Here is a 23,624-nt window from a genome sequence, read left to right on the forward strand (position 1 = left end):
CGTCAGCGTCGCGTAGTGACAACGGAAACGGACAGAATGCTATCGCTTCACCGCTGAGCAGTAATGCTCAGCAGTGTTCAGCGTAAATGTATCAGTTACCCACTCCGTAACCCTAGACGAAAAAATCTCCTGAAAAGTTCTATCGGTTTCCGAAGTTTCACGGGGCGGGATTGGGGTAGCGCTGGTGCACCGCCTCAATTTCTGCCAGGATCGCAGGCGACAGCTCCACCTCGAGGCAACTGAGGTTTTCCTTGAGCTGGGCCAGGTTGGTGGCCCCGATGATGGTGCTGGTGACAAACCAACGGCTGCGCACAAAGGCCAAAGCCAACTGGGCAGGGGTCAGGCCGTGCTGGCGGGCAATGCGCACGTAGGCAGCCACGGCCTCTTCCACATTGGGCTTGCGGTAGCGCTGGCCAAAGCCCTCGAACAGGGCCAAACGGGATCCCGGCGGCTTGGCGCCCCCCAGGTATTTGCCCGTCAGCAGGCCAAAGGCCAGGGGGCTGTAGGCCAGCAGCCCTACCTGTTCGTAGCGACAGACCTCCGCCAGCCCCATCTCAAAGGTGCGGTTGAGGAGGCTATAGGCGTTTTGAATCGAGACTACCCTGGGCAAGCCCAACTGCTCGGCCACGTGGCAGAACTCGCAGACTCCCCAAGGGGTTTCGTTGCTCAGGCCGATGTAGCGCACCAGGCCCTCCTGCACCAGTTCCGCCAGACCCTGCAGTTGCTCGGCAATGGGAACCGTGGGCCGCTCTTGAGAGGGATCGTAGGCCACGCCCCCAAACAGGGGCACATAGCGATCCGGCCAGTGGATTTGGTAGAGGTCGATGTAGTCGGTTTTCAGGCGCTTGAGGCTGCCGGCCACCGCCTGTTTGAGGTTGTTGCGGCTAATCGAGAGAGACCCGCCGCGGATCCAGTGCCAGGGCCGCCCCGGGCCGGTGATCTTGGTGGCGATGACAAGGCGCTCCCGCGGCTGGTGCTGCAGCCACTCGCCGATGTAGCGTTCTGTGGCTCCCTGGGTTTCCGCCCGCGCCGGCACCGGGTACATCTCAGCCGTATCGATGAAGTTGATCCCGTGTTCTACTGCGTAATCGAGCTGTTCCCAAGCCTCAGTCTGGGTATTCTGCTCACCAAACGTCATGGTGCCGAGGCAGATCTCCGAAACCTGCAGAGGACTGTGGCCAAGCTGGCGGTAGCGCATGGGAACTTGCCGTCTCCAACCCTAAACAGCACACCAGTCCCCATTGTGCCCAAAACTTGCCAGCCCCTGGGATCCCTGCCCCTACTCTTGCTGCAGCACAGGCATGTACTCGCGGTAGATCTGGTTTAGGATTTCCAGGCCAATGCGGGTGCGACTGTCGGGGGGACGCAGCTCGATGGCTGCCCTTACTTGCAAGATGGTGCCCACCGGATAGGCCGAGCGCAGCTCCTCCCGCTTGCCCAAAAACACATCCGTGAAGTAGTCGATCAGCCGCCGTACCTGCGCCATGTCCTTGCGGGAGATCTCCATATCCAAAACGGTGGCCAATTTGGCTCGCATGGCTTGAAAGCTCTGTTGGCTGGTGTTGAGGGCCACCCGCTTGGCCAGGCTGTCTACCACAATTTGGCTGATCTTCTCCACATTTTGAGTCACGATCTCGCGGTGGCGGCCAGCAAAGCGCAGTTGCACTTCATCTAAAAATCGTTCGCGCTCCAGGATTTGGATGCCCTGCTGCTCTAGATCCACTCCGTAGCTTTGCAACTGCTTGTACTGATTCAAAACCCATTGGTTGTAGAACGAATCGGCCAAAACCCGCCAATAGCCAATGATCGTCGCCTCGGCAAAGGGGATGCTCAGCAAATAGGCCTCGCTGGTAATCTGGTGCAAATGTTCGGTCAGCTTGTCCCGCTCTTTTTCGTCCAAGTGGGAAGTGCGGGGCACCCAGACGGCTCCGTACTCGCTTTTCACCTCCACCGGCAGGGATGTGAGGAGAGTGTCGAAAAATTGATGGAGGCTGAAAAGGAGAAACTTATTGGGATCCTGCAGGCGGTTGAGCAGCTCTTGTTTTTTCTCTTCTTGATATTGGGCTACCAGCTGCTGGGCCTCGGCGGCCTGGCTGCGCGCTGCCTCCACATCTTGCCGCAGCTTTTCGATCTCTTCTGCGCTCGGCACCTCGCCAGCAGCAGGCTCCCCCTCTCCACTGAAATAGCTGCCGCGCGGCCCTGGATCCCCAAGGCTTGCCAGCGGTTCGTCGCTGTCGTTGTCCAGCGTCAGCAGGTGAGAAAGAGCCTGCAGCCGAGCCCGTCGATTGGAAGAGTAGAGGGATCCCACTTCCACCGGATCCCGACTTTTCCAACCGTCCAGTCCACCGATGCGATAGAGCGTGTAAAAATACTTGCTGAGCAGAATTGCCAACAGATGCTTGTTTTTGACCTCGTTGTACTCCAGGTAGGCCCGCAGACACAGTTGGAAAGCGATGTTGGGCAAGCTGCGACACACCCCTATGATGTGGGAGTACACCCTTTGCAGGTGCGGCCGAAAGCGGCGTGGGATCGCCTCGGGCCGCAGGCCGCGCAACAAGAACTCCGGCTGGCGTAGATCTTGAGGGGTGAAGTAAAAACTTTCTTGCCAAAGCAGCTCGTCCAGGTCGCGGGCAAAAATCGGCTTCAACTGATCGATGATCTGCTCGACAACCGCTTCGTTAAAAACCGGTATGATTTTTTCAATACGCAGTTCCTCGTAAATAGAATGCAGCCGCTTGCTGCGAAAGTCTTCGATCGAGATCAGCCCCTTCATGGTTCCAATCCGACCGTCGCTCAGCAGGAACTTATAGACAACTTCAGCAGTGGCGCCTGGGGAGAGAACGGGAGTTCCGGTCAAGTCGGGGCAAATTTGCAGGGGGCGTAGCAAGCGGCTGGTTTCACTGATGCTAAAGCAACTCCAAGCTGCCGGGTTGAGCACCACCGACGACAGGCCGGCCAGCAATTGCTTCTCGTCCAGATCCTCCAGCCGGATTTCTCCCCTGGGAGCTTGGCGGGGTGCCGCGGCTGAAGCCGCCTGCGAATCCCGAACGGACGGAGGAGATAACGGTAGAGGAGACGCGCTCATGCAGCCAAGGCCGTTTAACCTCAAAGTTCACTCTAGACCGGCAAAGGATGGATAAGATGTGATCCGTATCTCTTTGTCCAATGGAAGTCTCTAAAGCAGAATCTGCCCAAAAACCCCCCCGCTGTTATCTATTCCCACCAGTATCTTGAAACGGTCAGCTTTTGGGTAGCGTGCAACCACGGTTTTAGGGATCCACTAAGGGATACGCAACTTTAGCTCTGGGGGATGAGGTTGCTGAGGCTTTTCCGCTAACCGCCCTCCAAGCCGGTTTTTCTGCCGCAACTCCTGGGCTAGGATAAACGGTCTGCCTACCAGTACGGGCTAGAGTTGCGTTTTAATTCGGGTTGATTCGGGATTGAGGTGCAGTGGTCATGACGGCCATTTTGATTGTGGACGACGATCCCACGATTCGGCTGGTGTTGAAGCGATCCCTGGAGCGGCAGGGCTACACCGTCGAGATGGCCAGCGGTGGCTTGGAAGGGCTGGAGAAAGCTCATCTCCTAACCCCGGGGCTGATTATCTGTGACTGGATGATGCCGGATATGGATGGGCTGGAGGTCTGCCGGCGCATCAAGGCGGATCCCAAGTTTTCCACCACCTTCTTTATTTTGCTTACCGCTCGCACCGAAGTCGAAGACCGCATCCAGGGCCTGGATGCCGGGGCAGATGAGTTCCTCAGCAAGCCCATCGATCCCAATGAATTGCGGGCGCGGGTGCGGGCTGGGCTGCGCTTGCACCAGCTCAGCTATGACCTGCAGCAGCAAACGGCCCGACTGCGGGCGGAGTTGGCCGAAGCAGCCAGCTATGTGCGTTCGCTTTTGCCCAAGCCGGCCGACTTCCCACCTCACCAAATAGCGATTGAGTGGTGCTTTTTGCCCTCCCAGGAGCTGGGGGGGGATTCGTTTAACTACCACTGGCTAGACGAGGATCACCTGGCCATCTACCTGCTAGATGTGTCAGGGCACGGGGTGGGATCCGCGTTGTTGTCGGTGTCGGTGATGAACCAGTTGCGTTCCCAGAGCCTGCCCGATACAGACCTGCGGCAGCCGGATGCGGTGTTGCGCGCCCTCAACCAATCCTTCCCAATGGGATCCCACCATGAAATGTACTTCACCCTTTGGTATGGGGTCTATCAGCCGGGATCTCGCTTGCTTTCTTTTGCCAGCGCTGGCCACCCCCCCGCTCTGTTGGTTGCGCAATCAGACCCCATCCCCCTAGACCTGAAGACCCCCAATTTGCCGATTGGCATTTTGCCCGATCAGGACTTTGCTAGGGACGAAGTCCGGATCCCGGCCAACAGTTGTCTCTACGTGTTCAGCGACGGGGTTTACGAAGTGTCCAGCTCGGAAGGGATCTGGGGGATAGAGAACTGGAAGTCCTTCCTAAGCAAGCATGCCTGCGTTGGCCTCGATCACGTTCTGCAGCACATTCAGTCTTTCCGCGGCAAGGCCGATCTTGAGGATGATTTTTCTCTGCTCCGTATTAGCTTTGGCTAGTGCAAGCCCGCTCAAGCTGAGCCGGGGGCTGCTCTCCGAAGCTCCTCCCACTGGCTAGGGGTAAAGGTACGGAGGGCTAGGGCGTGGAGACGGCCATCCTGAAGGTAGGGCTTCAAGGCCTCGTTCACCAGCCGGTGCTGTTTGATGAGGGGGAGGCCTTGGAATTGCTCAGCTACGACGACAGCCTGAAAATGGTTGCCATCGCCAACTGTATCTTCTACCTGCACCTTGGCTCCGGGCAGGGCAGCCTGTATCAACGCCTCGATTTCCCGCGGATCCATGCACCGTCTTCCTAGCTTCGGCTCAAGACAACTTAGAGAAGCTCTCCCAATGCCTGCAGATGTTGAGTTCCTATAGCGGGGACTGGATTTGAACCAGTGACCTTCGGGTTATGAGCCCGACGAGCTACCAGGCTGCTCTACCCCGCGGCGCTTTTCTAGCCTAGCTTGTCCTCCGGCTAACCGGCAAGCCTACACCTTGAGTTTCGCCGGGCATTCTCTTCGGGGATCCCCGTCGCACCTGGATGAGCTGGGCGGTGATGCTGATGGCAATCTCGGCGGGGGTTTCGGCGTGGATCTCCAGACCGATGGGGGCAAAGAGCCGAGTAAACTACCCGACTCCGACCGCTAAAGCGGTACGGAGCGGGCTTTCAGTAGCCCTGAGCCTGCTCTGCTCTACCAGAGAACAAAACAGGCCCGAACCTCTAGGCTGGTTTACGACAGCCCCCAAAAGCGCAATCACATTCGCACCATTCAAATCCGCATCCCCTTCCCATCCACAGTGTCCACACTTAAACTTCTTTCCACTGCGGTAGGATTGCGCAGGGTCGGGATGAATGTGCAAACACCGGTGGCAGGTCTGCGACGTGTAGGCAGGCGGAACAAGAATCAGAGCAACCCCCGCACGCAGAGCCTTGTACTCCAAAAATTGACGGAGTTGATAAAACGCCCAACTATTTGCCCGCCTACGCTCTGTCTTGCTGCGTGGCTGTTGATTGACTCTTTTCCGGATCCCTGTCAGGTCTTCCAGAGCAATAGCGCTGTTTGTCGCCTTTGCCCTAGAGACAATAGCTTTGGAGATGCGATGATTGACCCACGCCTGAAAGCGCCTCTCCTTGCCAGACAGCCGTTGCAACAGTTCTCTGCATCTGCGCCGCGAACTGCGGGTGCCCTTACTGGCTTTGCGTTGAAGTACCGCCCTCAACCGCGAGTGATGGTCTCGGACTTTGTTCAACTGCTGTCCATTCCAGTTATCTCCTTCCGATGTATGAGCAATATCCGTCCTGCCCAAATCCACCCCCAGCACTCTATCCGTGCGTTGCGGTGGGGATGGCTCCGCTTCCACACAGATTTGAATGGAGTAGGAACCGTCTTTGCGCTTGACCAGAGTGGCAGATTTGGGATTGGAGCCTGCCAACTGTTCTCTCTGGTAGCGGCCAATCGCCAGCTCAAAGCGCTCCCGACCCTCCACCGTGGTCAGCGACACCGTCCAGTCTTTCTCGCGCAACGAAAAGATACGGGCATCGTAGGTCGCAAAGCCTCTCTTGAACGCTTTGACGGGGCGGTTTTTCTGTTGGGCAACTTTACGGGCACCGGCCAGCCGTCTGCAGACTTGCTGAGCCAAGTTACTGGACAAGCCAAACCGAGCGCGAATCTGGTAATAGCAAAGGGACTGGAGTTTGACTGCGTTGACTACTTTTTCTGGTGTGTTTTGGTTGACCCAGTTCAACGCCTGCACAAAGGCATCCATTGTCGCATCCAACTTTGCGGCTTGCGACTGGGACACCTTGAGCTTGCAGGAGACGGTCAGGACTTGGGTCATGGTTCTATCATAACTTCCGCATTCCTCCCGACACTGACCCTACGGGTACAGTGCGGGGCTCCTGCGATTTCTAGCTGAAGGCGGTCTCCGGGATCCCTTCCTGGGCCAGGGACAGGCCGCAGTGGCCCGCTCCGACGATCAGCAGGGTGGGGGAAGGGAGGAGGGGCTCGACCCAGGATCCCGCGAGGAGCTGTGGGCGGGATGGCAGGGGGGCAAAGTGCTCCGCACCGCTGTCGCTAAGGCTGAGGTAGGGGAACCCCTGAGGATGGAGGGGAGTGATCAGCCAAGCCCTTTGCCCTTGGGTCAGAGCCTGGAGGATCTGGGCCACCAACGTTTGGGCAAGGGATCCCTGCCATCGCTGTAGCCAAATGTGCATCCGTCCCCCGCAAACGCCCAAGGGAGGGCTGTTGAGATCGAGGGAAACCGGCATCCCAGCCGGCGAGGACTCCCCATCGCCATCGCCAACGGGAACAGCGGTCTGCAAAAGGGTTTGCGCTCGGGCAATGACTTCCGCTTCGGCAGCCCCACCGCCAACAGTGCCCAACAGGGTGCCATCGGATCCCACAGCCAGTTTCGCCCCCGCCTGGCGAGGCACAGATCCCTGGGTGCGGATCACGGTGGCTACCACCAGCGGCCCGCGGGAGAGCATGACTCTAGTCAATAATAAGCTCAACTATACTGAAAATAATGTATAATATGCTCAGTACGGATTACTACCAGTTGATCTTTCTGTTTACTTTCGAGTCTGCCAACATGGTAGCCAAAGCAAAGCAGAAAATTGGTAGTAAGACGACACGGAAACTGCGCTTTGGGTATTCTACTCAAAGCTTTGCGGGATACCGCCATTCTGTTTGGACTCCGTCCCGCTAACGCGAATGGAAACAAACAGAATGCTATCGCTGCATAGTTGAACAGTGATGTTCAGCAGTGTTCAGCGTAAATGTATCAGCATGTCTGCCAACTGTCGGTAAAAGGTCTCGTCCACCTCAGCCTCGGTTATGCCTACGGCACCCTAGCGGGAACGGTCAGGGACTCAATGATCAAGAAAGCCCCTCTAGGATGGCCTGATGGAAGGCAACCCGGAAAGCCTGGAATCCGTTCTCCTGCCGACCGTGGTAGACGGCGTTGGTGAGCAGCGTCACCACCAGCTCCCGCTCTGGATCGATCCACAGGGAGGTTCCGGTGAAGCCGGTGTGGCCGAAGGCGCTGGGGCTGAACGGGTAGCTGCTGGCCAAGGGATCCGGAGAGCGCAAGGCAAACCCCAAACCCCGGCGCTCGTGACAGCGGTGGGCATCCCCTTGCTGAGGCAACTGCTCGCGGGTCATTTCCCTCACCGTCTGCGGCTGCAACAGGGATCTCGTCAAAAAACTCTCCCCGAAAGCAGCTACTTCCTCTGCCGTGGCGAATAGTCCGGCATGGCCGGCGATCCCGCCCAGGCGGGCGGCATTTTCGTCGTGAACCTGCCCCTGCAGGCGGCGCTTTCGCCAAGGACACAGCTCGGTGGGGGCACAAGAGACAGAGACAGGGGGTGGGTCGAAAGGATCCCCTGGATAAAACTGAGTTTGGCTCAGGCCCAGAGGCTGCAAGATCCGGGCATGCAAGATCTGATCCAGAGGGGTTCCGCTCAGACGTTCCAAAGCCAGCCCCAGCAGGATCAATCCAAGATCGCTGTAGACTCTGCGGGATCCCGGCCTGTAGGCCAAAAAGGTGTGCAGGGCCATGTGCCGGGCCGATTCGGCATCGGGCTGTCGAAACAGGGGCCGCCAGGCGGGCAAACCGGCGGTGTGGGCCAGCAACTGCCGCACCGTCACCTGTTCTGTTGCAACAAGCTGGCCTAAGGATTCCGGTTCCACAGCAATCCATTTCCCCGGCTGCAGAGGATCTTCATAGGGGGCAATGGGGCGGGATCCCTGAAACTCCGGCAACAGGAGACTCACCGGTTGATCCAGCAGCAACGCTCCGGCTTCCACCAGGGCCATGCAGGCGGTGGCGGTGTACAGCTTGGTCAGCGAGGCCAGGTCAAAACGGGTGGCCGAGGTTGTCGGTTGGCGCCGGGTCTCAGGGTCGAGATGGCCTGCCGCCCTTGAGTAGATACACCTTCCCTTGTGGCGGATGACCACCTGGGCAGCGGGGAAAAGGTGGGGAATGGCGGAGTTGAGCAGCCCCTCCAGCAAGGTCGGATCCCAGCCCATCTGCTTCTCCTCCTGGCTTGGGGATCCCCAGTCCAACAAACAACTTGTAACGGTGTTTACAAAAGCCTACCGCTTCCCCAGCTAGGATGCCACCACGGCAGGCTACATCATCAAGGGATCCCGAGTGCGGCTGGAGTTGTTGCAAGCCTTTTTGAACGTGGTGGAAACGGGCAGCTTTTTGGCCGCTGCTCGCCTCAGCGGTCTGACCCAATCGGCTATTAGCCGCCAGATCCAGGCCCTGGAAGAAGCGGTGGGGGCTCCGCTGTTGCATCGCAAAAGCCCGGTGGCCCTAACTGTGGCCGGGGAACGGCTTTTGCCCCATGCCCGTCGCATCTGTCAAGAATGGCAGCGGGCTCAGGAAAGCATTCGAGAATGGCTGCAGGGCCAGCAAACCGAGCTCTGCATTGCCGGGATCCATTCCCTGATCGCCCATCAACTGCCGCCGGTGCTGCAACAGTTTTGCCGGGAGTACCCAGAGGTGCAGTTGCGGGTTACCGCTCTGGGCAGCGACCGCGCCTTGAAGGTGCTCAGGGATGGGCTGGTGGACGTGGCCCTGGTAATGGAGAATCCCCTGATGACCCGGGGGGCAGAACTGGTGGTGGAGCCACTGTACTCGGAGCCAATTCAAGTATTGATGCCCGCCACCCATCCCCTCAGCCGCTACGAGCGGATCCCCTGGAAGGTGCTGGCGGAGTATCCCCAGGCTGTGTTCAAGGATGGCTATGCCATGCGCTCCTTGGTGGGATCCCATCTGGCCCGACAGGGGCTTCCCCTGAAAGCAGCCCTGGAACTGAACACCTTGGATGCCTTTCGGGGGGTGGTGCGACAGGGGCAGTTGATTGCCCTCCTGCCGGAGTCGGCCCTGGTGGACTGCTGCGCCGATCCGGATTTGCAGGTGCGACCCACCGAGCCCCCCCTATTGAGGCGACAGGTGGTTATGGTTACCACCAGCGATCGCTATCGGATCCCTCCCATTCGCCGGTTTTTGCAGTTGGCCGCCCAGCTTATCAGGCAGTCTGAGGTTGAGCCTGCTTCCGGCGCAGATCCCCATTGGCCCTCTGCTGGGCTGTTGTCGGTTTTGTAGAGACCTTTTGTAGAAATTTCTGGTCAAATACCCATATCGGTAGTTTCAAGTGTTCCGCCCTTATCTCCCCCTATCCTGAGTAGCCCAGCGCTCCCGACCGCCGATGCTATGAGCCAAGAGTTTCGCGAGCTGTTGAAAAAAATCGGCAGCGGCACCCACACCCACCAGGATCTCAGCCGGGCAGAGGCCGCCAGCGCTGCTCGAATGCTCCTGCGGGGGGAGGCCACTCCCGCCCAGATCGGGGCTTTTTTAATTGCCCACCGCATCAAGCGCCCCACTGCCGAGGAGCTGGCCGGTATGTTGGATGCCTATGCAGAGTACGGCCCTCTTCTGCCCCGGCAGGATCTGCCTCATCCCTTGATCATCTTTGGCCATCCCTACGATGGCCGCTCGCGGACGGCACCGCTGGGGGTGCTGGTGGCTTTGCTGCTGGCAGCGGCAGGGTCAGCCGTTTTGCTGCATGGCTCTGGCTTCTGTCCCACCAAGTATGGGCTGCCTTTGGAAACGGTGTGGCGGAGCTTGGGGGTGGATTGGCGAGGGCTATCCCTGGAGCGGGTGGGGCAACTGCTGGAACAAACCGGGCTGGGATTTTTGTATTTGCCCACCTGTTTTCCCCAGGCTCAGGCTCTGATGGACTACCGGGATCAAATCGGCAAGCGCCCCCCCTTGGCCACCTTGGAGCTGGTCTGGACACCCTACCAAGGCCCCTTTCACCTGGTGGCCGGCTATGTGCATCCTCCCACCGAGGCCACGATGCTGGAGCTGTTTGCCCTGCGGGAGATTCGGCAATTCACCACCGTCAAAGGTTTGGAAGGCAGTTGCGACCTGCCACGGGAGCGAGCGGCCATTCTCAACCAGGGCGGGAAACGGCTGCTCTTGAAGGCCAGAGATTGCCACTTGGCAGGCCCGGAGATCCCCTTCTCCGGAGAGAAAGAGCTGCTCCGGCAGATGCAGCAGGTGCTCAGCGGGGATCCCTGTGAACTCACCCCAGCCGTTCTCTGGAATGGGGGCAGCTATCTGTGGCTCCTCGGCCACGCCCCATCCTTGCCAGAAGGGATCCAACAGGCGGAAGACCTGCTTCGCTCCGGACGGGTGATGGAGAAGCTGAAACAACTGATCCAGGTGATCGACCTCTCCTAGGGCTGGGATCCCCTGTTTTGATGGCTGGAGTCAAGCTCTCCAGCCCAGGAAAGAAAGCCCCCCGGCCAGCTCCAGGGGGCAAGAAGGGAAAGGTTGGATCCTTCAGGGCAACAACTCTTCGATGGCCTCCTCCTTGGTGTTGGTGCGGCGGGAGAGGGTGCGGCGGTCGAAGGTCATGTGGATCTCCCGGTTTTGCTCGCCGTCGGCAGCCACAGCAAAGATGGGGAAGTCGATGTTGCCATCCGGGAAAGCCATGTGGAAGCGGAAGGTGCCATCGGGGTTGAGCTGGATCTTGCGCCCGCCGATGGTGACGGTGGCATCGGGCTCCGTGGCCCCATAGACAATCAGCTCGGCATCGGCCACCAGCCAGAACTTGCGGGAGCGCCGCGGCAGGACTTCGGAAGCGCCGGAGAACAGCCCTAGTCCCGACCCGGAAGCCATCCAGGGAGCAGCAGGCACTTCGGCCATGGCCATAGCCATTCCCATCATGCCCACGCCCGACGGGATAATAAACGAGCTGATGGCCTGCTCGGGCACCAGTTGACGGCTGCCCATCTGGTGGCTGCCAAACAGGGATCCCGCCACCCGCATCGCCTCGAAGCCGCCCACCATCTCCAGGAAGGGATCCGCCGTCCTCTGCCGCTGCGGCTCGTCGCCTTTGTAGGCCACCACGCCCATGCCGGTGGCGCTGCGCTTGTAGGGCTCGGTGAGCTGGTAGAGGGTGCGGCCCTGGAGGGGCATGTCAAAGGGCACCGTCAGGAAGTGCTCTTCAAACCAGTCGGAGGGGAAGACCGGCGGCACCATCACCGCCGCCGAGCGGGCCAACATCAGCCAGCGGCCATCTGCGGTCCGGTAGCCGATCTCCACCAAATAGGAGCGGTCGCTCACCGGGATCGGCAAGTACCACTCGCGGGCCAGCTCGTCACAGGGGTACTCCTGCATGCTGTGGGCCGGCTGGCGTTCGAAATCGATATCGGTTACGTCGTAGAGGCGCAGCGCCAACTGCTGCCCTCCCTCGCGGCGCTTGCTTTCTTTGGCCTCGTTGGGCACATCCCAATAGGCGTAGGCCCACTGGGGATCCCGCGGCAGCAAAACGATGCGGCTTTCGCCATAGCCATCCGGCAAATCCCCCAGCGGCTTGTCCACATCGACCAGATCGGGATTGCTACGCCCTGGGCCGACAAACTTGGTGCCAGTCACCGCTTCTTGGCCGCTCGGCTCCGGCATTGTATCGGCGGGGCGGCCAGCTTTGGCCTGGGCCTCCCGGACAGCCTGGATGAGCTGATCCTTGGTCATGCGGCTGTACTTGGGGATCTGGTAGCGGGCAGCTTCTTCTCGCAACTGCCGGATGGTCATCTCTTCCAACGGGATCCGCTCTTGTGGCATGGTCGGGGTCTCCTGTCCTCAACAGATCGGGCTTGTGCGCACACTCCACTGGCTAACCCAAAGGCCGATCCCAGCTTGTGGCTAAGGGCAACCCCTGGCCCACTGGGGTAACAGCCTGCTTGGCGTTTTCCAACCGCTGATGACCATAGGTCGGGATCAACGGGGATCAAAGGAATGATGAACTTATGTTCACGTATTTTTGCCTATTGGTCAAGAGCTTGGGGATCGCTGGGGATCAAAGCCTCGTTTTCCCCGCCATCTCGAGTCAGGGATCCCCAAAATGGGCTTGCGGCCCGCCCTTGCCGGCGGATGGGCGGCCAAGCATCAGCCGCTGCTCTCCAGTCCAAAAGAGGACTGCGCGGGATCCCCTGCCGCACCGGCCTTGCCTGGGTAGCATGGGGGAAGGGTGAGCCGCAGGTTATCAGGCCAAGAGGTGTGGGCATGAGGTGGTGGAAAGATAGGACTCACGGTGCAGGGATGCGAGCGATCTGGGCAGCGCTGGGGATCCTGGTCTGGCCGGGGGAAGCTGTTGAAGCGCAAACCCTGTTTCCTCCCCTCTACCGCCTCCAGGGGGGATCCCCTGCCCCAGCGGTTGAGAAACAACCCCTCCCGGAAGAAACGCCTTGGCGTCCGGTCACTCCCGACCAGGTAGAAAACGTAGAGTCGGCGTTTCCTGTCGAGGACGCAGGGTCGGAAGGGCCGATTTTCGATCTGGACTTGTTGCGGCAGTTGGGCACCAGCCCCGGCGGCGGCTCTGGCTCTGGACAGGGAGACGTGATCGGGCCCGGCAGCGGCCAGAGCGGGGTGCGCGGCTCCAGCCCTGGCTCAGGGATGGGCCCAGGGGGTGGAACTGGCCTAGAGGCGGGATCCCGGCGGCGAGAGCCCCAGGTAACTGGGTTAATTGTCGATGCGCGGGGCCTGGACTTTTTGCCCAGCCAGTCGATGCGCCTTTTGGATCCCGACGGCAACCCAGTTTACCCGCCTATCAACCTTGGCCAAGACCTCAACGCCGCCTTTGTGGGCAGCGAGGGCACCGCCGCCTACACCACCTCGGAAGAGCAGGCCCGCTCGCTGGTCAACCGGATTGGAGAACGGCCCCACCGCCTTCGCGCCATGCGCACGCTGGGTTACGACCTGGTGATCTCCGCCGAAGACGCCTTCAACCTGCGCCAGATGAACGCCAGCAGCGGCTTTCTGGATCGCTTTGCCGTGGTGGTCATCTGGGATGGCAGCCAAGCCAGCCGGCCTTAAAGTCTGGCCCAGGGATCCCGGCGCTGGCCGCGAAGGGGATCTGGGGATGCTAGCCTAGCAAACGTGCTCCGCACCGCCGACGCAAACGGCTTTTTTTGGGGATCCCAACCCTATGCAACGGTTTGCCAACCAGCCTCTGCGGGAACGGCCCCACCTAGCGGTATTTTCTTCCAGCAAGGTGGGCAACTTCGTGGTCACCGTCCCCCTCTTGCGCGGCCTCAAGGAGAAATACCCCGGCTGTGTCTTGGATTTTTTCGGCAGCGAGACCACCCGCGACTTTGAGCTCCACTGTCCCTATATCGACTTCAGCTTCCCCCTCTACAGCCGCCGCCCCGATTACCTCGAGGCCCTGACGGCGGCAGTGCGGGATCGGGTGGCCCAGGCCGGGCCCTACGATCTGGCCATCAACTGCGACGAGTTCAGCGAGCTCAACCTGGTGGCGGTGACGGCCCTGCGACCCCGGTACATTGCCGGGGCCGGCTTGACCCTGGATTTTCGCCGCAAGTTGGATCCCGGCTCCGACCCGGTGCAGCGCATGCTCCAGGACGACGACTGGAACAGCCTGGCGTTTTTGCAGCGCTACAAAGATATCCTCACTAGCAACTACATCGCCGAGATCTTCTGCCGCCTGGCTTACGTAGAGACCGACTTTTTCCGCCTGGAGCTGCCCAGCCGGGATCCCGACTTTGCAGTACCGGAAGTCTTGGTGCACATCACCACCACCCGCCGTGCCAAGATGTGGCCCTTGCAGTACTGGCGCCAGGTGATCGAATGGTGCCAGGGGCAGGGCTTGCAGGTGGGGCTCATTGGCAGCGCCCCCGAGCTACAGCGATCCCTCTACCACGGCGACGGCGAAGACCAACTCCTGATCCAGACGGGGATGATCGACCTGCGGGGCAAGACCGGCCTCCTCGAGTTGGCCGGGGCCCTGAAGCGGGCGCGGGTTTGTATTTCCGTGGACGCGGGGCCGATGCACATTGCGGCGGCCGTGGGCTGCCCCACCATTGCCCTGTTTGGCAACGACGCCGATGGCGATGGAGCTAGCCCCGTGCGGCTGTGGGCTCCACGCCTGCCCCATGTTTACGTTACCCAGACTTCCTATAAATGCCGGATCTGCGCAGAAAACAAGTTCAAAAACGAAGCCTGCCTGGTGGAAGGCCACCCCTGCATGGCCCACCTCAAGCCAGAGACAGTGATTGCCTACCTCCGACAGATCCTGAAGAAGACCTAGACCTTCCAGCCCGTCTCTCCCCTCACCCCCAGCCCCTCTCCCTCTGGGAGAGGGGAGCTGTGGAGCGAGGGAACAACTTGTTCATGGCTATTTGAGATGGCCATAGCTCCCAGGGATCCCCGCCCCGCCGATCAGATGGGCCAGTGGACGGCAGGGAGTGCCCAGAAGCGCAGCCGGATCCCTAGGAGCCTGGTTAAGCTGAGAGCCCGAGGCTGAAAACTCTGTGCCTAAACCATTTGGGTGTGAGCTGTGACTTTGGGGACGGGGTATCGCCACCAGGTGGATCACCTTGCCGAGCGGAGAAACAAGAGGGCTTGGCAAGGGGTTGCCCTGAAGCTGCTGGCCACCTTCTGCTTTGCCTGCCTGGGGGCGATCATCCGCCTCAACACGCCTGCCCTGCACCCTTTTGAGATTGTGTTTTTGCGCAACCTATTCGGGTTTCTTGCCCTGGTACCGCTGCTTTTGCGAGCAGGGATCCACTCGCTGCGCACCGCCAAGATGAGCTTCTACCTCCTGCGCTCGGCAATCAGCACGGTGGGGATGCTGCTTTCCTTCTGGGCGGCCAGCCTGTTGCCTCTGGCAGAAGCTACGGCGCTGAGCTTTGTCCAGCTTTTGTTTGCCGGCACGATGGCGGTATGGGTGTTGGGCGAGCAGATGCGCTCGTCCCGCTGGCTGGGGTTGGGCCTGGGGTTTGCCGGGGCTTTGGTGATGTTGAGGCCAGGCTTCCGAGAGTTTTCTCTGGGAACAGGGCTGGCCTTGGGGGCGGCAGCACTCTTTGCCTGGGTGACCATCGTGCTCAAGATCCTCTCCCGCACCGAGTCCAGCCTCACGATCACGGCCTACATGGGCCTGTTGCAGACCCCCCTTTCCTTCTTGGCTGCTGTTTGGGTTTGGACCTGGCCTTCGCCGGAGCAGTGGCTGTGGATGGCAGCGATGGGGCTGTTGGGCAGCCTGGGCCAGGTGGCCCTCACCCAAGCCTACAAGCTGGCTGAGGTGACGATGCTGCTGCCTCTGGATTTTTCCCGCTTGCTCTGGGCCAGTCTAATCGGTTTCTGGGCATTTGCCGAGCTCCCAGATGGGTGGACCTGGCTGGGCGGAGCCCTGATCTTGGCAGGCGCCACCTCCGGGGCCTACGGCGAGGCGCGGCGGCGGGTGAGGAAAACTCAGGCCCGTACCGGCAAAGTTTAAGGTGGCAGAGGCTGGCGGGCCTAAAGCCGCAGCAAGGCGGGGCTGGAGCTGGTCAGGTCGGTGGTGGTAAGAGCCACCAGCAGGGCTTCCGGGCTGACGGGGAAGGGCAGGTGGTGGATATCGGAGCCTGGCTGGCAGGCCACCTGGGCTGCTTGCAGCAGCTCGGCAGATCCCAGGTGGTCGAGGTGCAGATCCCGCAGGTTCAGGGGCAGTCCCACCTGGCGGTAGAACGCCAGCAACTGAGTGCGGGCCGCTAGCGCCAACTGGCTTCCCTGCAGGATCTCCTCTAGGCGGAGCTGGGCCAAAATGCCAAAGGCCACTTTCTCCCCGTGCAGGGTGGCCCGGTGTCCCGGCAAATGGGTTAGGCCGTTGTGAACGGCGTGGGCGGCCACGGTGCGACACTTGGCCCCTCCCATGCCGCCGACGATCCCCGCCAGGCAAATGCAGGCATCCACCACCTGCTTCCAAGCCGTGCCACCCGGCTCCCGCAGGGCCGCCACCGATTGTTGCAAGAGCAAATCCCGCAAAACGCGGGCCTGCTGCACAGCTCCGATCACCAGGGCATCTTCCGAGGCGCCGCTGCTGACAGAAGACTCGTACCACTTGGCCAAGGCATCTCCAATCCCGGCCACCAGGGTGCGCGCCGGGGCCTGCAGGATGAGCTCATAGTCCAGAATCAAAGCGGCAGGTGCCCGATCCAAAGCCACATCCCGCTGAAAGGCACCTGTGTCAGAGTAGATGTTGGACAGGGCGCTCCAGGCGGCACAGGTGGCAGCGGAGGTGGGCACCGTCGCCACCGGGATCCCCAAGCGATGGGCCACCAACTTGGCCGTGTCTAGGGCCTTGCCGCCCCCCACCCCTACAATGCCGGTTACGGACTCTGCCGTGGCCAGGGCCTGTAGGCGAGCCAGCTCCGACTCGCTGCAGTCGACACCATAGGTGCTCCAGTAAACCTGAACGGCGGGATCCCGCCCCAGATTGCGCTTCAGGGGCAGCTCGGCCACGGCCAGGGAGCGCTCCCCCCCGATCACCAACACGCGGGATCCCAGAGCTGTCAGGGGGACAGCCTCGAGGATGCCGCTGCCGCGGTATAGCCGGCCTGGGGCCGGAATGGCCAGGTCGAATTCACAAGTTCTCAGCATTTCAAAGAGGGGCGATAGGGTCAGCCCAGTGTCCATATATATAGATACAGACTACGATTCTAGCCGCAAGTTCTGCCTTTCCCATCTAGGGTGTAGCTACAGGCAAGCCTCGCTTGCTTGGAACGGGTTGGGATCCCTGGCAGGGGAGGGTCAGCTAGCACAAATCTTTGCCAGCAGTCAACTGCAAATGGTGGTAACCCCCAGACAAATTGGGTAGTATGCGTCTAGCAGTGGCGCAGAGGGCAGGGCGTGTTCGGCTTTCTTGGTGGCTCCAAAACTCAAACCATGCTTGGGGTAGATATCAATCCCGAGCGCCTTGCTGTTGCCCAAGTCAAGAAGCAGGGCAATGGTCGCTATCGTCTGGTTCACTACCACAGCGTGGAAATGCCAGAGGGGGCAGTGATCGAGGGGCGCATTCTTGATCCGAGCACAGTTGGCTTGACATTGGCCAACTTACTAAACGAATACAAGGTGCCCACCAGCTTGCCAGTGGCGACCGCGGTGCCGGTGCGAGAGGCGATCGTCCGTCTCATTCGCCTGCCTGCTGACCTGCCTGCCGATGAGTTGCGGCGGGTGGTTCTAGAACAGGAGGCGGAGCTCTACATCCCCTACCCCCGGGATCAGGCGGATGTGGACTACCAGCCCCTGGGCCTAGACCTTTCCCAGGATGGCATTGAGCGCATCGAGGTGCTGCTAGCAGCCATCCCCAAAGAGGTGGTGGACAATTACCTGGCCGTGCTGCAGGCGGCCAACTTGAAGGCGCGCTGTGTGGAGCTGGCCAGCTTCTCCCTCATTCGCACCATCCGTGACCAACTCATCCAGTACAGCCCCCAAGAGGCGGTGTTGCTCAGCTCCATCGGCTACGACAGCAGCGAGATCAGCATCTTGGTCAACGGCATCCCGCAGTTTACCCGCACCGTCAACATCGGCACCATTCACATGCGGCAGGTGCTAGCCCAGGCCCTGAATTTGCCGGTTAGCCGCACCGGCGACCTGTTGCGAACTCTAAGGTTACCCTTGATCAACCCCGCCGATGTTTTGGCCACGGGAGAGCAACCGGTTCCCAGTAACCCGGGCGTGGCAGCCGTGGCGCGGGTCGTTTCCGATTTGGCGGACGAGCTGAGGCGCTCCATTGATTTCTTTACCAGCGCAGAGAGTAACTCCCCTGTGGTGAAGGTATTGTTGGCTGGGCCGGGGGCGGCTATTGGCCAAATGGATGGTTTCTTGTCGCAGTCGCTGAGCCTGGCCGTAGAGTTAGCGGATCCCTTCGGCAGCATCCTGATACCGGATTCAATCGAGGTGCCCTTGGAGGAGCGACCGGCGATGGGAGTGGCCCTGGGGCTGGCCATGCGGGAAGCCAGCAAGTAGTCTTCGGGATCCGCCCAAGAGGATCCCCTAAGCGCAATACCCAACCATGAGCGAGGCGGTGAGATGTACACACCAGAGATCAACTTTCTGAAAGAAAGACCGGAGGTTCCCACCACAGTTCAGACAGGGGGAGTGGTGGCTGGCCCGGAAACTGCCGCCGGAGCTGAGAGCTGGGCTTTGGCCATTGGTCTGGGGGTTGCCGTGGCTGCTGTGGCCATGGGGGCTTTCTTGTATTTCCAAGACAGCTTTTCCCGTCAGCGGAATACTCTGAGGGCAGAGCGAACCCGCCTCGACGGTGAACTCAGCACAGCCAATGCCGAGTTGACCCGACTCCAGGGCCTCAGCCAAGAACTGCAAACCATTCGCACCCAGACGGAAGGGTTTCGCTCTTTTCTCGGATCCGTCCAGCCCTGGTCGGCCATTCTAGAAGAACTGCGGCGCAGGATCCCTGGGCAAGGGGTATGGATAACCAACATCAGCGCCTCTGGCGATACTGTGAACATCCAAGGCGGGGCGCTGGATTTTCCCTTGGTGAACGACTTTTTGCTCACTCTGCTGGATTCCAACTTCGTAACCAGTGCCGTTCTCAACAGTGCCTCTCGAGTGGAGGGCACCCCTGAAACTGAACCCAGCGTCACCTACGGCCTAACGGTTACTATTCGAACCATAGGGGATCCCGACCCGGAGTTGACCCGCGAGCTGGAGCAGCGGGGAGCGATAGGCTTGGTGGAAAAGATCCGCATTTTGCGTCAAGTGGAGGGGAACTGATGACCGGCTCGGTGGAAAGTTTTCACGACGAACAACTGGTGGCACCTCCGGCAGGGCCGCCGGTATTGTTGGGGGTCGAGCTGACCCCTATTCGCATTGGCCTGTTGATCGGGATCCTGGGCCTGGGCGCGGCGAGCTTTTTGGCCTTCACCCAACTCCGTCCTCTGATTAGAGAGGTGCAAGCCTTAGAAAGAGAGGTAGCCCAAAAAACCAGCCAGTTGCAGGAGGTACAGGGCCAGATTGCCGGCTTACAGGATCTGCCCAACCAAATCGAGAGGGCTCGCGCGCAGCAGCAACAGATCAGCGCCTTGCTCGCCACCCCCGAGAATGCCGACACGCAACTGATCGATCTCAACCGACTGGTGCGGGGACAACCCAATGCTCAGTTGCTCAGTTTCAGCCCTTCCCCTCTGACGCCAGCTTCCTCGAACAACCCAGAAGTGCCTGCCATCATCGCCCCAGCCATCCAACTGCAGACAACCCGCGTCACCCTGCGGGGTCCCTACACCGACATCATCAACCTCATGAGAGACATCGAGCGTTTTCGCGCTCTGTTCCGGGTGAGCAACATCTCTCTCAACCCTGGCCAAGGCACAGAGAACCTAGACGCCGCTTTCGATCTGGTTGCTTACTACTACAACAAAGGCGTTCCTCTCGGCACTGCTCCTGCACCTGAAGGGCAAACACCTCCTGAGGGAGGACAGCCAACACCCAGCCAGTAGCCCGGCTTGGCAAGGCCAATCTGTAGCCAATCTATACACTGCGTTTGAGTGTCGCTTCCCCACGGGATCCCACCTGAAGAGACTCGCTACTGGGATTGGAGGGGACGGGCGGGAAATGGGAACCATTGGGGAAAAGCACAGATAGTGTTGCCTATCGAAAAATTTCCCCTAAAGCGGCTGCAGGTAGTGGCAAAGCCGAAAATTTCGGCTTTGATTAGGGAAGCACTGGGTGAACCCGTGCTGAAGTAAAGCAGAAACACGCTTGGCTAACGGAGTGAGGTGTGAGGATGATGAACCGTCGAGTCGCCTGGGGATGTGCATTGAGCTTGATCCTTTCACTGCCCCTGTTGGCTGTGGAAAGCCAGCTCGATGAAGCCGCCGCCCAGCAGTTGACCTCCGCCAATCCACAAAGCCTCAGCCGCATTACCGATATCCGCCTGGTGCCCCACGGCAACCGCATGAAGCTGGAGATCAACACCGCAGGGGGCGCCCGTCCACAGGTGTTCTTTACCCAGCAGGGCCAATCTTGGATTGGGGATATCACCAATGCCCAACTGGATGGAGGTCAAGGTCGCTATCGTCAGGAGTCTCCCCTGCCGGGAGTGCGCTTCATCGAGGCCAAGCAAATGGGCAATGACAGCGTGCGGATAGAAATTGCCGGCGTTGCGGCAGCTCCCCAGGGCTTGCTGGCCCAGCGCAGCCCAACGCAGTTGGTCTTCGAGTTTGAGGGCTTGCCCTCTGCTCCACCGGCTCCTGTAGCGGCATCGCCTAGCCAAGTAGCGCCCAATCAACCAGCCTCGCCAACTCGAGCTCAGCCTGGTGCCCCACCGGCAACCCCTGCCTCTTCTCCGGCTGCTCAAAACCCTCCTTCTCCCCAGGGGACAGCCCCTAATCCTCAGCCGCTTGCCCAAACCCCTCCCTCTTCCCCGCCAGCTCAGGCAGCTCCTACCCCTCAGCCAGCTTCTCCTGGGCCGGTTATTTCTCAGGTGCCCTCTGTAGGACAGCTCAACCAACCCCAACTGCCACCGGGATCTGTTGATCTCAGCACTTCTCCGTTCCAGGGTCGAGCAGTAGCTCCTCCGGCAGGGGATCTTGCAGTCGGCAGCATCATTCCTGCTCCCCCTCCAGTTGACTTGGGCTCAAATGCCAAGATCACCTTAACCCTGAGGGATGCTCCCGTAGGTGACGTGTTGAGTCTCTTGGTGCGTCGAGCTGGACTAAATGTAGTCCTTAATGATGTTCCTCCAGACTTAACGATTTCCTTGGATGTAGCTGACTCACCTTTGCAAGAGACATTTAACTTTATCTTGCGCCTGAAGGAACTGCAAGCAACCCGTGTAGGGCAAACAGTTTTTATTGGTACTACACTCCCTGGAGTCGGCCAGCGGATCGTCAAAACATATAGACTTAATCAATTGAGAATTGAAGAGACAGAACAGACTTTTAACCTTACTGCTGCTGGGGCCGGAGGCGGGCAAGCAACAGTCGAAATCAATGCTAGACAACTAAGTATCACTCCAAGTGAAATCAGAAGTAGAATTTTAGCTATTCTGGAAGCATCGAATATCCCTCTCGCTCAAGAGTCAGCCATTCAAGCAGATCCAAGAACGAACTCACTAACTATTGTTGCCACACCTGCCCAGCATGATGTGATTGCAGCCTACCTTGCCCAAATTGATCTTAGAAGTCGTCAGGTCTTAGTTAGTGCTAGGTTTATTGAGATTAACCTCGATAATAACTCTAATCTAGGAGTTGCATTAGGCGGTGCTTCCGGAAACTTTGCACTGGGCTCTGGAGATAATACCAACTTTGGTGGAACTCCCCTCAACCAGCCCGCAGGGTCTTCGGTTCCTGACGTTGGCGTAGTTCCTTCCGTAGGAACTGGAGGCTCACTTGTGTTCAACACCTTAAACCGACTCCAGCAATCTCTTGCGGCCCGCATAGATGCAGCTATTGCTTCAGGAACAGCCAAGATACTGGCTGACCCAAAAGTGGTCGTCGCTAACAACACGGGTGCGGCTATTGTAGTTGGTCAAGAAGTTATCACCAATAGGAGGTTGGTAACAGACCCTGCAACGGGTACGTCAACAGTCGTTTTTGAAAAAGGAAACGCAGGAGTCAACTTAATTATTCAAAACGTCAGGATTGATGACAATGGCTACGTTACGTTGAATCTTCTTCCCCAGGTTTCATCTATTGGTAGCCAAATTACTTTAGCAGACGGAACCGTAATTGGCTTACTCAATCAGCGTTCTGTTGGCTCTTTGCAAATCAGACTTAAAGACAGGGAAACACTATTTTTGGCAGGATTGATACAAGAGGAGGATCGAGTGTCTGTTGATAAAGTTCCACTTCTTGCTGAGATCCCTCTGCTAGGCTCTCTCTTTCGTAGGCAAAACACGACGAACACTAGAAGTGAAGTCGTTGTCTTGATTACCCCAACTATTCTAGAGGACTAGAAGAGTGCCCCACCAATGACTGTCATTTTCCCAAATCAGTTGCTTTGTCAAAGATGGAAGACACTCATAGAAACTGCTAAAACCTAAGATACGTTGCTGCTTAATGCTGATATCGAACTCTTGCCGCCGACTTTGGCTAAAGCTGGGATCCCTGTTGCTCGCCTTCGGGCTGGCCTGGGTGCTAGCTTTGGGTGAGGTGGGCTGGCCGCAAACCTACCATCTCTCTCTACGGGTGCAGGGGCAGAGCTATTCACAGCTTGTCGAGCAATCGCGCTCTTTGGTTTGGCAGACCTTGGCACAACAATTTCAGGCACAGCCGCAAGCGGAGCAGCTTACTTTAGAAGTACGGGAGCAAGCCGGCGAACAACAGGTGCCCCTATTCACAGTGCGAATGCCTCGCAGTGTTTGGCAGCAAAACCCATTGCCAACCCAACTGGAACGATATGCCACTTTCTATCCCAATGCGTTGACTCTTTTACAACCAAGAGTGCCGGCCCGAAAAGCTCAGGTAGAATTTACTCCTCTTCCTCAAGGTGGAGTCGCATTGGCCTCTAGCAATCCTTCCAATGGCCAAAGAGGGATCCCAGTTGGTCAAAGCATTCGCCTGCGTTTCGACCGAGAGCTTCCGACAGGAATAACGAGTTTGGCTTTTGGGATCCAGCCTCCTTTGGAAGTAGCCTTTGATATCCAGGGCAACGAGCTAATTGTACAGCCTTTACAGCCACTCAGCTACAGCACTGATTACAGAGTGTTCTTACCTGCTGCCAAAGAGCTCGATTTACAAAATCCCATAGAGTTGACCTTCCGCACCGAGCCTCAATACACCTACCAGCGAGATATTCAGCCCCTACTGGATGCTAGCTGTGTGGGTTGTCATCAGCGGGCCGGTCGGATGCGGCGCAGCCCTTTGGATAGCTATGCCGCGGTGATGCGTTACGTAACGCCCGGATCAGAAAATAGCGAGTTGCTGAAACCGCGCTGGTTGGCTCGCCATGCTGTTATTCAGCGGGCGGCAGGGATCCCCTTGAATGGGGAAGGAAAAGAGGCCGACGCCCCCGGTTCCTTGTTGGAGCTTGGGACAGGAGCCATGCCGACGCCGAGACCCCCCGTGAGTGATCCCCAAGGAGAATTTCCCGGCTCTTTTATTGGACGCAGCGGATCTCCCGAATTGGCCTATATTCGCCGCAACGGCACCGGCACCGATCGCTTGGGCCACTTGAGCCCTGAGGAAATCCAGATCTTGCGTACCTGGATTATTCAGGATTGGGCTGCTGAGACCTACAAAAGTTAA

General features: G+C 59.0%; 21 protein-coding genes, 1 tRNA gene and 1 pseudogene. 12 read left to right on the top strand and 11 right to left on the bottom strand.

Translation table 11 applies throughout. The features are described from left to right. Nucleotides 1-157: 157 nt before the first annotated feature. Nucleotides 158-1,198: an NADP(H)-dependent aldo-keto reductase gene (locus tag ACVW0R_RS03250; RefSeq protein WP_457501638.1), complete on the bottom strand. Its 1,041-nt coding sequence runs from the start codon at nt 1,196-1,198 to the stop codon at nt 158-160. An 81-nt stretch (nt 1,199-1,279) separates the two neighbouring features. After that, entirely contained in the window at nt 1,280-3,085 is a 1,806-nt protein-coding gene (locus tag ACVW0R_RS03255) for a hypothetical protein (RefSeq protein ID WP_457501639.1), read from the bottom strand. A 371-nt stretch (nt 3,086-3,456) separates the two neighbouring features. Here ACVW0R_RS03255 and ACVW0R_RS03260 point away from each other — a divergent pair, with 371 nt between their 5' ends. Next, nucleotides 3,457-4,581 (top strand): PP2C family protein-serine/threonine phosphatase, encoded by a 1,125-nt coding sequence (locus ACVW0R_RS03260; protein WP_414391001.1) that lies wholly within the window; start codon nt 3,457-3,459, stop codon nt 4,579-4,581. A gap of 11 nt (nt 4,582-4,592) precedes the next feature. Here the strand turns inward: ACVW0R_RS03260 and ACVW0R_RS03265 are convergent, their stop codons facing one another. After that, complete coding sequence (locus tag ACVW0R_RS03265; RefSeq protein ID WP_240527421.1) at nt 4,593-4,727, bottom strand: BolA/IbaG family iron-sulfur metabolism protein; 135 nt, start codon at nt 4,725-4,727, stop codon at nt 4,593-4,595. Between ACVW0R_RS03265 and ACVW0R_RS03270 the strand changes: the two genes are divergently transcribed. Beyond that, nucleotides 4,665-4,877 carry a hypothetical protein gene (locus ACVW0R_RS03270; RefSeq protein WP_240527422.1) on the top strand — a complete coding sequence of 71 codons (213 nt, stop codon included), beginning with the start codon at nt 4,665-4,667 and terminating at the stop codon, nt 4,875-4,877. The two genes, ACVW0R_RS03265 and ACVW0R_RS03270, sit on opposite strands and share 63 nt — an antisense overlap. Nucleotides 4,878-4,935: 58 nt before the next feature. On the opposite strand, the gene ACVW0R_RS03275 is transcribed toward ACVW0R_RS03270, so the two are convergent. From ACVW0R_RS03275 to ACVW0R_RS03295, 5 genes and pseudogenes are all read right to left on the bottom strand, one after another. After that, nucleotides 4,936-5,009 (bottom strand) — tRNA-Met (locus ACVW0R_RS03275). A 13-nt stretch (nt 5,010-5,022) separates the two neighbouring features. Continuing rightward, a pseudogene (locus ACVW0R_RS03280) lies at nt 5,023-5,184 on the bottom strand (XdhC family protein); the annotation flags it as partial. 6 nt (nt 5,185-5,190) lie between these two features. Beyond that, nucleotides 5,191-6,402, bottom strand: a complete 1,212-nt coding sequence (locus ACVW0R_RS03285) for an RNA-guided endonuclease InsQ/TnpB family protein (RefSeq protein ID WP_011429863.1) — start codon at nt 6,400-6,402, stop codon at nt 5,191-5,193. Between the two features lie 70 nt (nt 6,403-6,472). Next, a complete protein-coding gene (locus ACVW0R_RS03290; RefSeq protein ID WP_049749728.1) occupies nt 6,473-7,051 on the bottom strand; it encodes an XdhC family protein in 579 nt (192 codons plus the stop codon). 391 nt (nt 7,052-7,442) lie between these two features. Continuing rightward, nucleotides 7,443-8,594 (bottom strand): serine hydrolase domain-containing protein, encoded by a 1,152-nt coding sequence (locus tag ACVW0R_RS03295; protein ID WP_457501640.1) that lies wholly within the window; start codon nt 8,592-8,594, stop codon nt 7,443-7,445. Nucleotides 8,595-8,718: 124 nt separating this feature from the next. Between ACVW0R_RS03295 and ACVW0R_RS03300 the strand changes: the two genes are divergently transcribed. Both ACVW0R_RS03300 and ACVW0R_RS03305 read left to right on the top strand, forming a co-directional pair. Beyond that, nucleotides 8,719-9,678, top strand: coding sequence for a LysR family transcriptional regulator (locus ACVW0R_RS03300; RefSeq protein ID WP_414407088.1), 960 nt, complete (start codon nt 8,719-8,721; stop codon nt 9,676-9,678). 108 nt (nt 9,679-9,786) lie between these two features. Then, nucleotides 9,787-10,818 carry an anthranilate phosphoribosyltransferase family protein gene (locus ACVW0R_RS03305; protein WP_414401733.1) on the top strand — a complete coding sequence of 344 codons (1,032 nt, stop codon included), beginning with the start codon at nt 9,787-9,789 and terminating at the stop codon, nt 10,816-10,818. 102 nt (nt 10,819-10,920) lie between these two features. On the opposite strand, the gene ACVW0R_RS03310 is transcribed toward ACVW0R_RS03305, so the two are convergent. Then, nucleotides 10,921-12,204: a DUF4912 domain-containing protein gene (locus tag ACVW0R_RS03310; protein WP_099812268.1), complete on the bottom strand. Its 1,284-nt coding sequence runs from the start codon at nt 12,202-12,204 to the stop codon at nt 10,921-10,923. A 203-nt stretch (nt 12,205-12,407) separates the two neighbouring features. After that, nucleotides 12,408-12,647 (bottom strand): hypothetical protein, encoded by a 240-nt coding sequence (locus tag ACVW0R_RS03315; RefSeq protein ID WP_011429871.1) that lies wholly within the window; start codon nt 12,645-12,647, stop codon nt 12,408-12,410. A 34-nt stretch (nt 12,648-12,681) separates the two neighbouring features. Here ACVW0R_RS03315 and ACVW0R_RS03320 point away from each other — a divergent pair, with 34 nt between their 5' ends. The 3 genes from ACVW0R_RS03320 to ACVW0R_RS03330 all read left to right on the top strand — a co-directional run bounded on the left by ACVW0R_RS03320 (nt 12,682) and on the right by ACVW0R_RS03330 (nt 15,874). Beyond that, on the top strand, nt 12,682-13,455 hold the full coding sequence (locus tag ACVW0R_RS03320) for a hypothetical protein (protein WP_228375449.1): 774 nt from the start codon (nt 12,682-12,684) through the stop codon (nt 13,453-13,455). Between the two features lie 112 nt (nt 13,456-13,567). Continuing rightward, entirely contained in the window at nt 13,568-14,686 is a 1,119-nt protein-coding gene (locus tag ACVW0R_RS03325) for a glycosyltransferase family 9 protein (RefSeq protein WP_011429872.1), read from the top strand. A 249-nt stretch (nt 14,687-14,935) separates the two neighbouring features. Beyond that, on the top strand, nt 14,936-15,874 hold the full coding sequence (locus tag ACVW0R_RS03330) for a DMT family transporter (protein ID WP_457501641.1): 939 nt from the start codon (nt 14,936-14,938) through the stop codon (nt 15,872-15,874). A 20-nt stretch (nt 15,875-15,894) separates the two neighbouring features. Here the strand turns inward: ACVW0R_RS03330 and ACVW0R_RS03335 are convergent, their stop codons facing one another. Further along, on the bottom strand, nt 15,895-17,052 hold the full coding sequence (locus ACVW0R_RS03335; protein ID WP_240527701.1) for an iron-containing alcohol dehydrogenase family protein: 1,158 nt from the start codon (nt 17,050-17,052) through the stop codon (nt 15,895-15,897). Between the two features lie 249 nt (nt 17,053-17,301). Between ACVW0R_RS03335 and pilM the strand changes: the two genes are divergently transcribed. The 5 genes from pilM (at nt 17,302) to ACVW0R_RS03360 (ending at nt 23,624) form a co-directional block, all read left to right on the top strand. Continuing rightward, on the top strand, nt 17,302-18,384 hold the full coding sequence (gene pilM, locus ACVW0R_RS03340) for a type IV pilus biogenesis protein PilM (protein ID WP_240530483.1): 1,083 nt from the start codon (nt 17,302-17,304) through the stop codon (nt 18,382-18,384). Between the two features lie 63 nt (nt 18,385-18,447). After that, nucleotides 18,448-19,152: a PilN domain-containing protein gene (locus tag ACVW0R_RS03345; RefSeq protein WP_011429876.1), complete on the top strand. Its 705-nt coding sequence runs from the start codon at nt 18,448-18,450 to the stop codon at nt 19,150-19,152. Continuing rightward, complete coding sequence (locus tag ACVW0R_RS03350) at nt 19,152-19,874, top strand: hypothetical protein (RefSeq protein WP_457501642.1); 723 nt, start codon at nt 19,152-19,154, stop codon at nt 19,872-19,874. Before ACVW0R_RS03345 ends, ACVW0R_RS03350 begins: the two co-directional genes overlap by 1 nt. Nucleotides 19,875-20,161: 287 nt before the next feature. Next, entirely contained in the window at nt 20,162-22,333 is a 2,172-nt protein-coding gene (locus tag ACVW0R_RS03355; protein WP_457501643.1) for an AMIN domain-containing protein, read from the top strand. A 103-nt stretch (nt 22,334-22,436) separates the two neighbouring features. Next, nucleotides 22,437-23,624, top strand: a complete 1,188-nt coding sequence (locus tag ACVW0R_RS03360) for an Ig-like domain-containing protein (protein WP_457501644.1) — start codon at nt 22,437-22,439, stop codon at nt 23,622-23,624.

The sequence above is a fragment of the Thermostichus sp. MS-CIW-15 genome (assembly GCF_054060575.1).

What these genes read in the sequence shown, in the direction of transcription:
- ACVW0R_RS03320 (WP_228375449.1), top strand. Translation starts at nt 12,682, where the DNA reads ATGCGAGCGATCTGGGCAGCGCTGGGGATCCTGGTCTGGCCGGGGGAA.
- ACVW0R_RS03255 (WP_457501639.1), bottom strand. Translation starts at nt 3,085, where the DNA reads ATGAGCGCGTCTCCTCTACCGTTATCTCCTCCGTCCGTTCGGGATTCG.
- ACVW0R_RS03250 (WP_457501638.1), bottom strand. Translation starts at nt 1,198, where the DNA reads ATGCGCTACCGCCAGCTTGGCCACAGTCCTCTGCAGGTTTCGGAGATC.
- ACVW0R_RS03315 (WP_011429871.1), bottom strand. Translation starts at nt 12,647, where the DNA reads ATGCCCACACCTCTTGGCCTGATAACCTGCGGCTCACCCTTCCCCCAT.
- ACVW0R_RS03355 (WP_457501643.1), top strand. Translation starts at nt 20,162, where the DNA reads ATGATGAACCGTCGAGTCGCCTGGGGATGTGCATTGAGCTTGATCCTT.
- ACVW0R_RS03285 (WP_011429863.1), bottom strand. Translation starts at nt 6,402, where the DNA reads ATGACCCAAGTCCTGACCGTCTCCTGCAAGCTCAAGGTGTCCCAGTCG.
- ACVW0R_RS03335 (WP_240527701.1), bottom strand. Translation starts at nt 17,052, where the DNA reads ATGGACACTGGGCTGACCCTATCGCCCCTCTTTGAAATGCTGAGAACT.
- ACVW0R_RS03350 (WP_457501642.1), top strand. Translation starts at nt 19,152, where the DNA reads ATGACCGGCTCGGTGGAAAGTTTTCACGACGAACAACTGGTGGCACCT.
- ACVW0R_RS03295 (WP_457501640.1), bottom strand. Translation starts at nt 8,594, where the DNA reads ATGGGCTGGGATCCGACCTTGCTGGAGGGGCTGCTCAACTCCGCCATT.
- ACVW0R_RS03310 (WP_099812268.1), bottom strand. Translation starts at nt 12,204, where the DNA reads ATGCCACAAGAGCGGATCCCGTTGGAAGAGATGACCATCCGGCAGTTG.
- ACVW0R_RS03325 (WP_011429872.1), top strand. Translation starts at nt 13,568, where the DNA reads ATGCAACGGTTTGCCAACCAGCCTCTGCGGGAACGGCCCCACCTAGCG.
- ACVW0R_RS03260 (WP_414391001.1), top strand. Translation starts at nt 3,457, where the DNA reads ATGACGGCCATTTTGATTGTGGACGACGATCCCACGATTCGGCTGGTG.
- ACVW0R_RS03305 (WP_414401733.1), top strand. Translation starts at nt 9,787, where the DNA reads ATGAGCCAAGAGTTTCGCGAGCTGTTGAAAAAAATCGGCAGCGGCACC.
- pilM (WP_240530483.1), top strand. Translation starts at nt 17,302, where the DNA reads ATGCTTGGGGTAGATATCAATCCCGAGCGCCTTGCTGTTGCCCAAGTC.
- ACVW0R_RS03345 (WP_011429876.1), top strand. Translation starts at nt 18,448, where the DNA reads ATGTACACACCAGAGATCAACTTTCTGAAAGAAAGACCGGAGGTTCCC.
- ACVW0R_RS03290 (WP_049749728.1), bottom strand. Translation starts at nt 7,051, where the DNA reads ATGCTCTCCCGCGGGCCGCTGGTGGTAGCCACCGTGATCCGCACCCAG.
- ACVW0R_RS03360 (WP_457501644.1), top strand. Translation starts at nt 22,437, where the DNA reads ATGCTGATATCGAACTCTTGCCGCCGACTTTGGCTAAAGCTGGGATCC.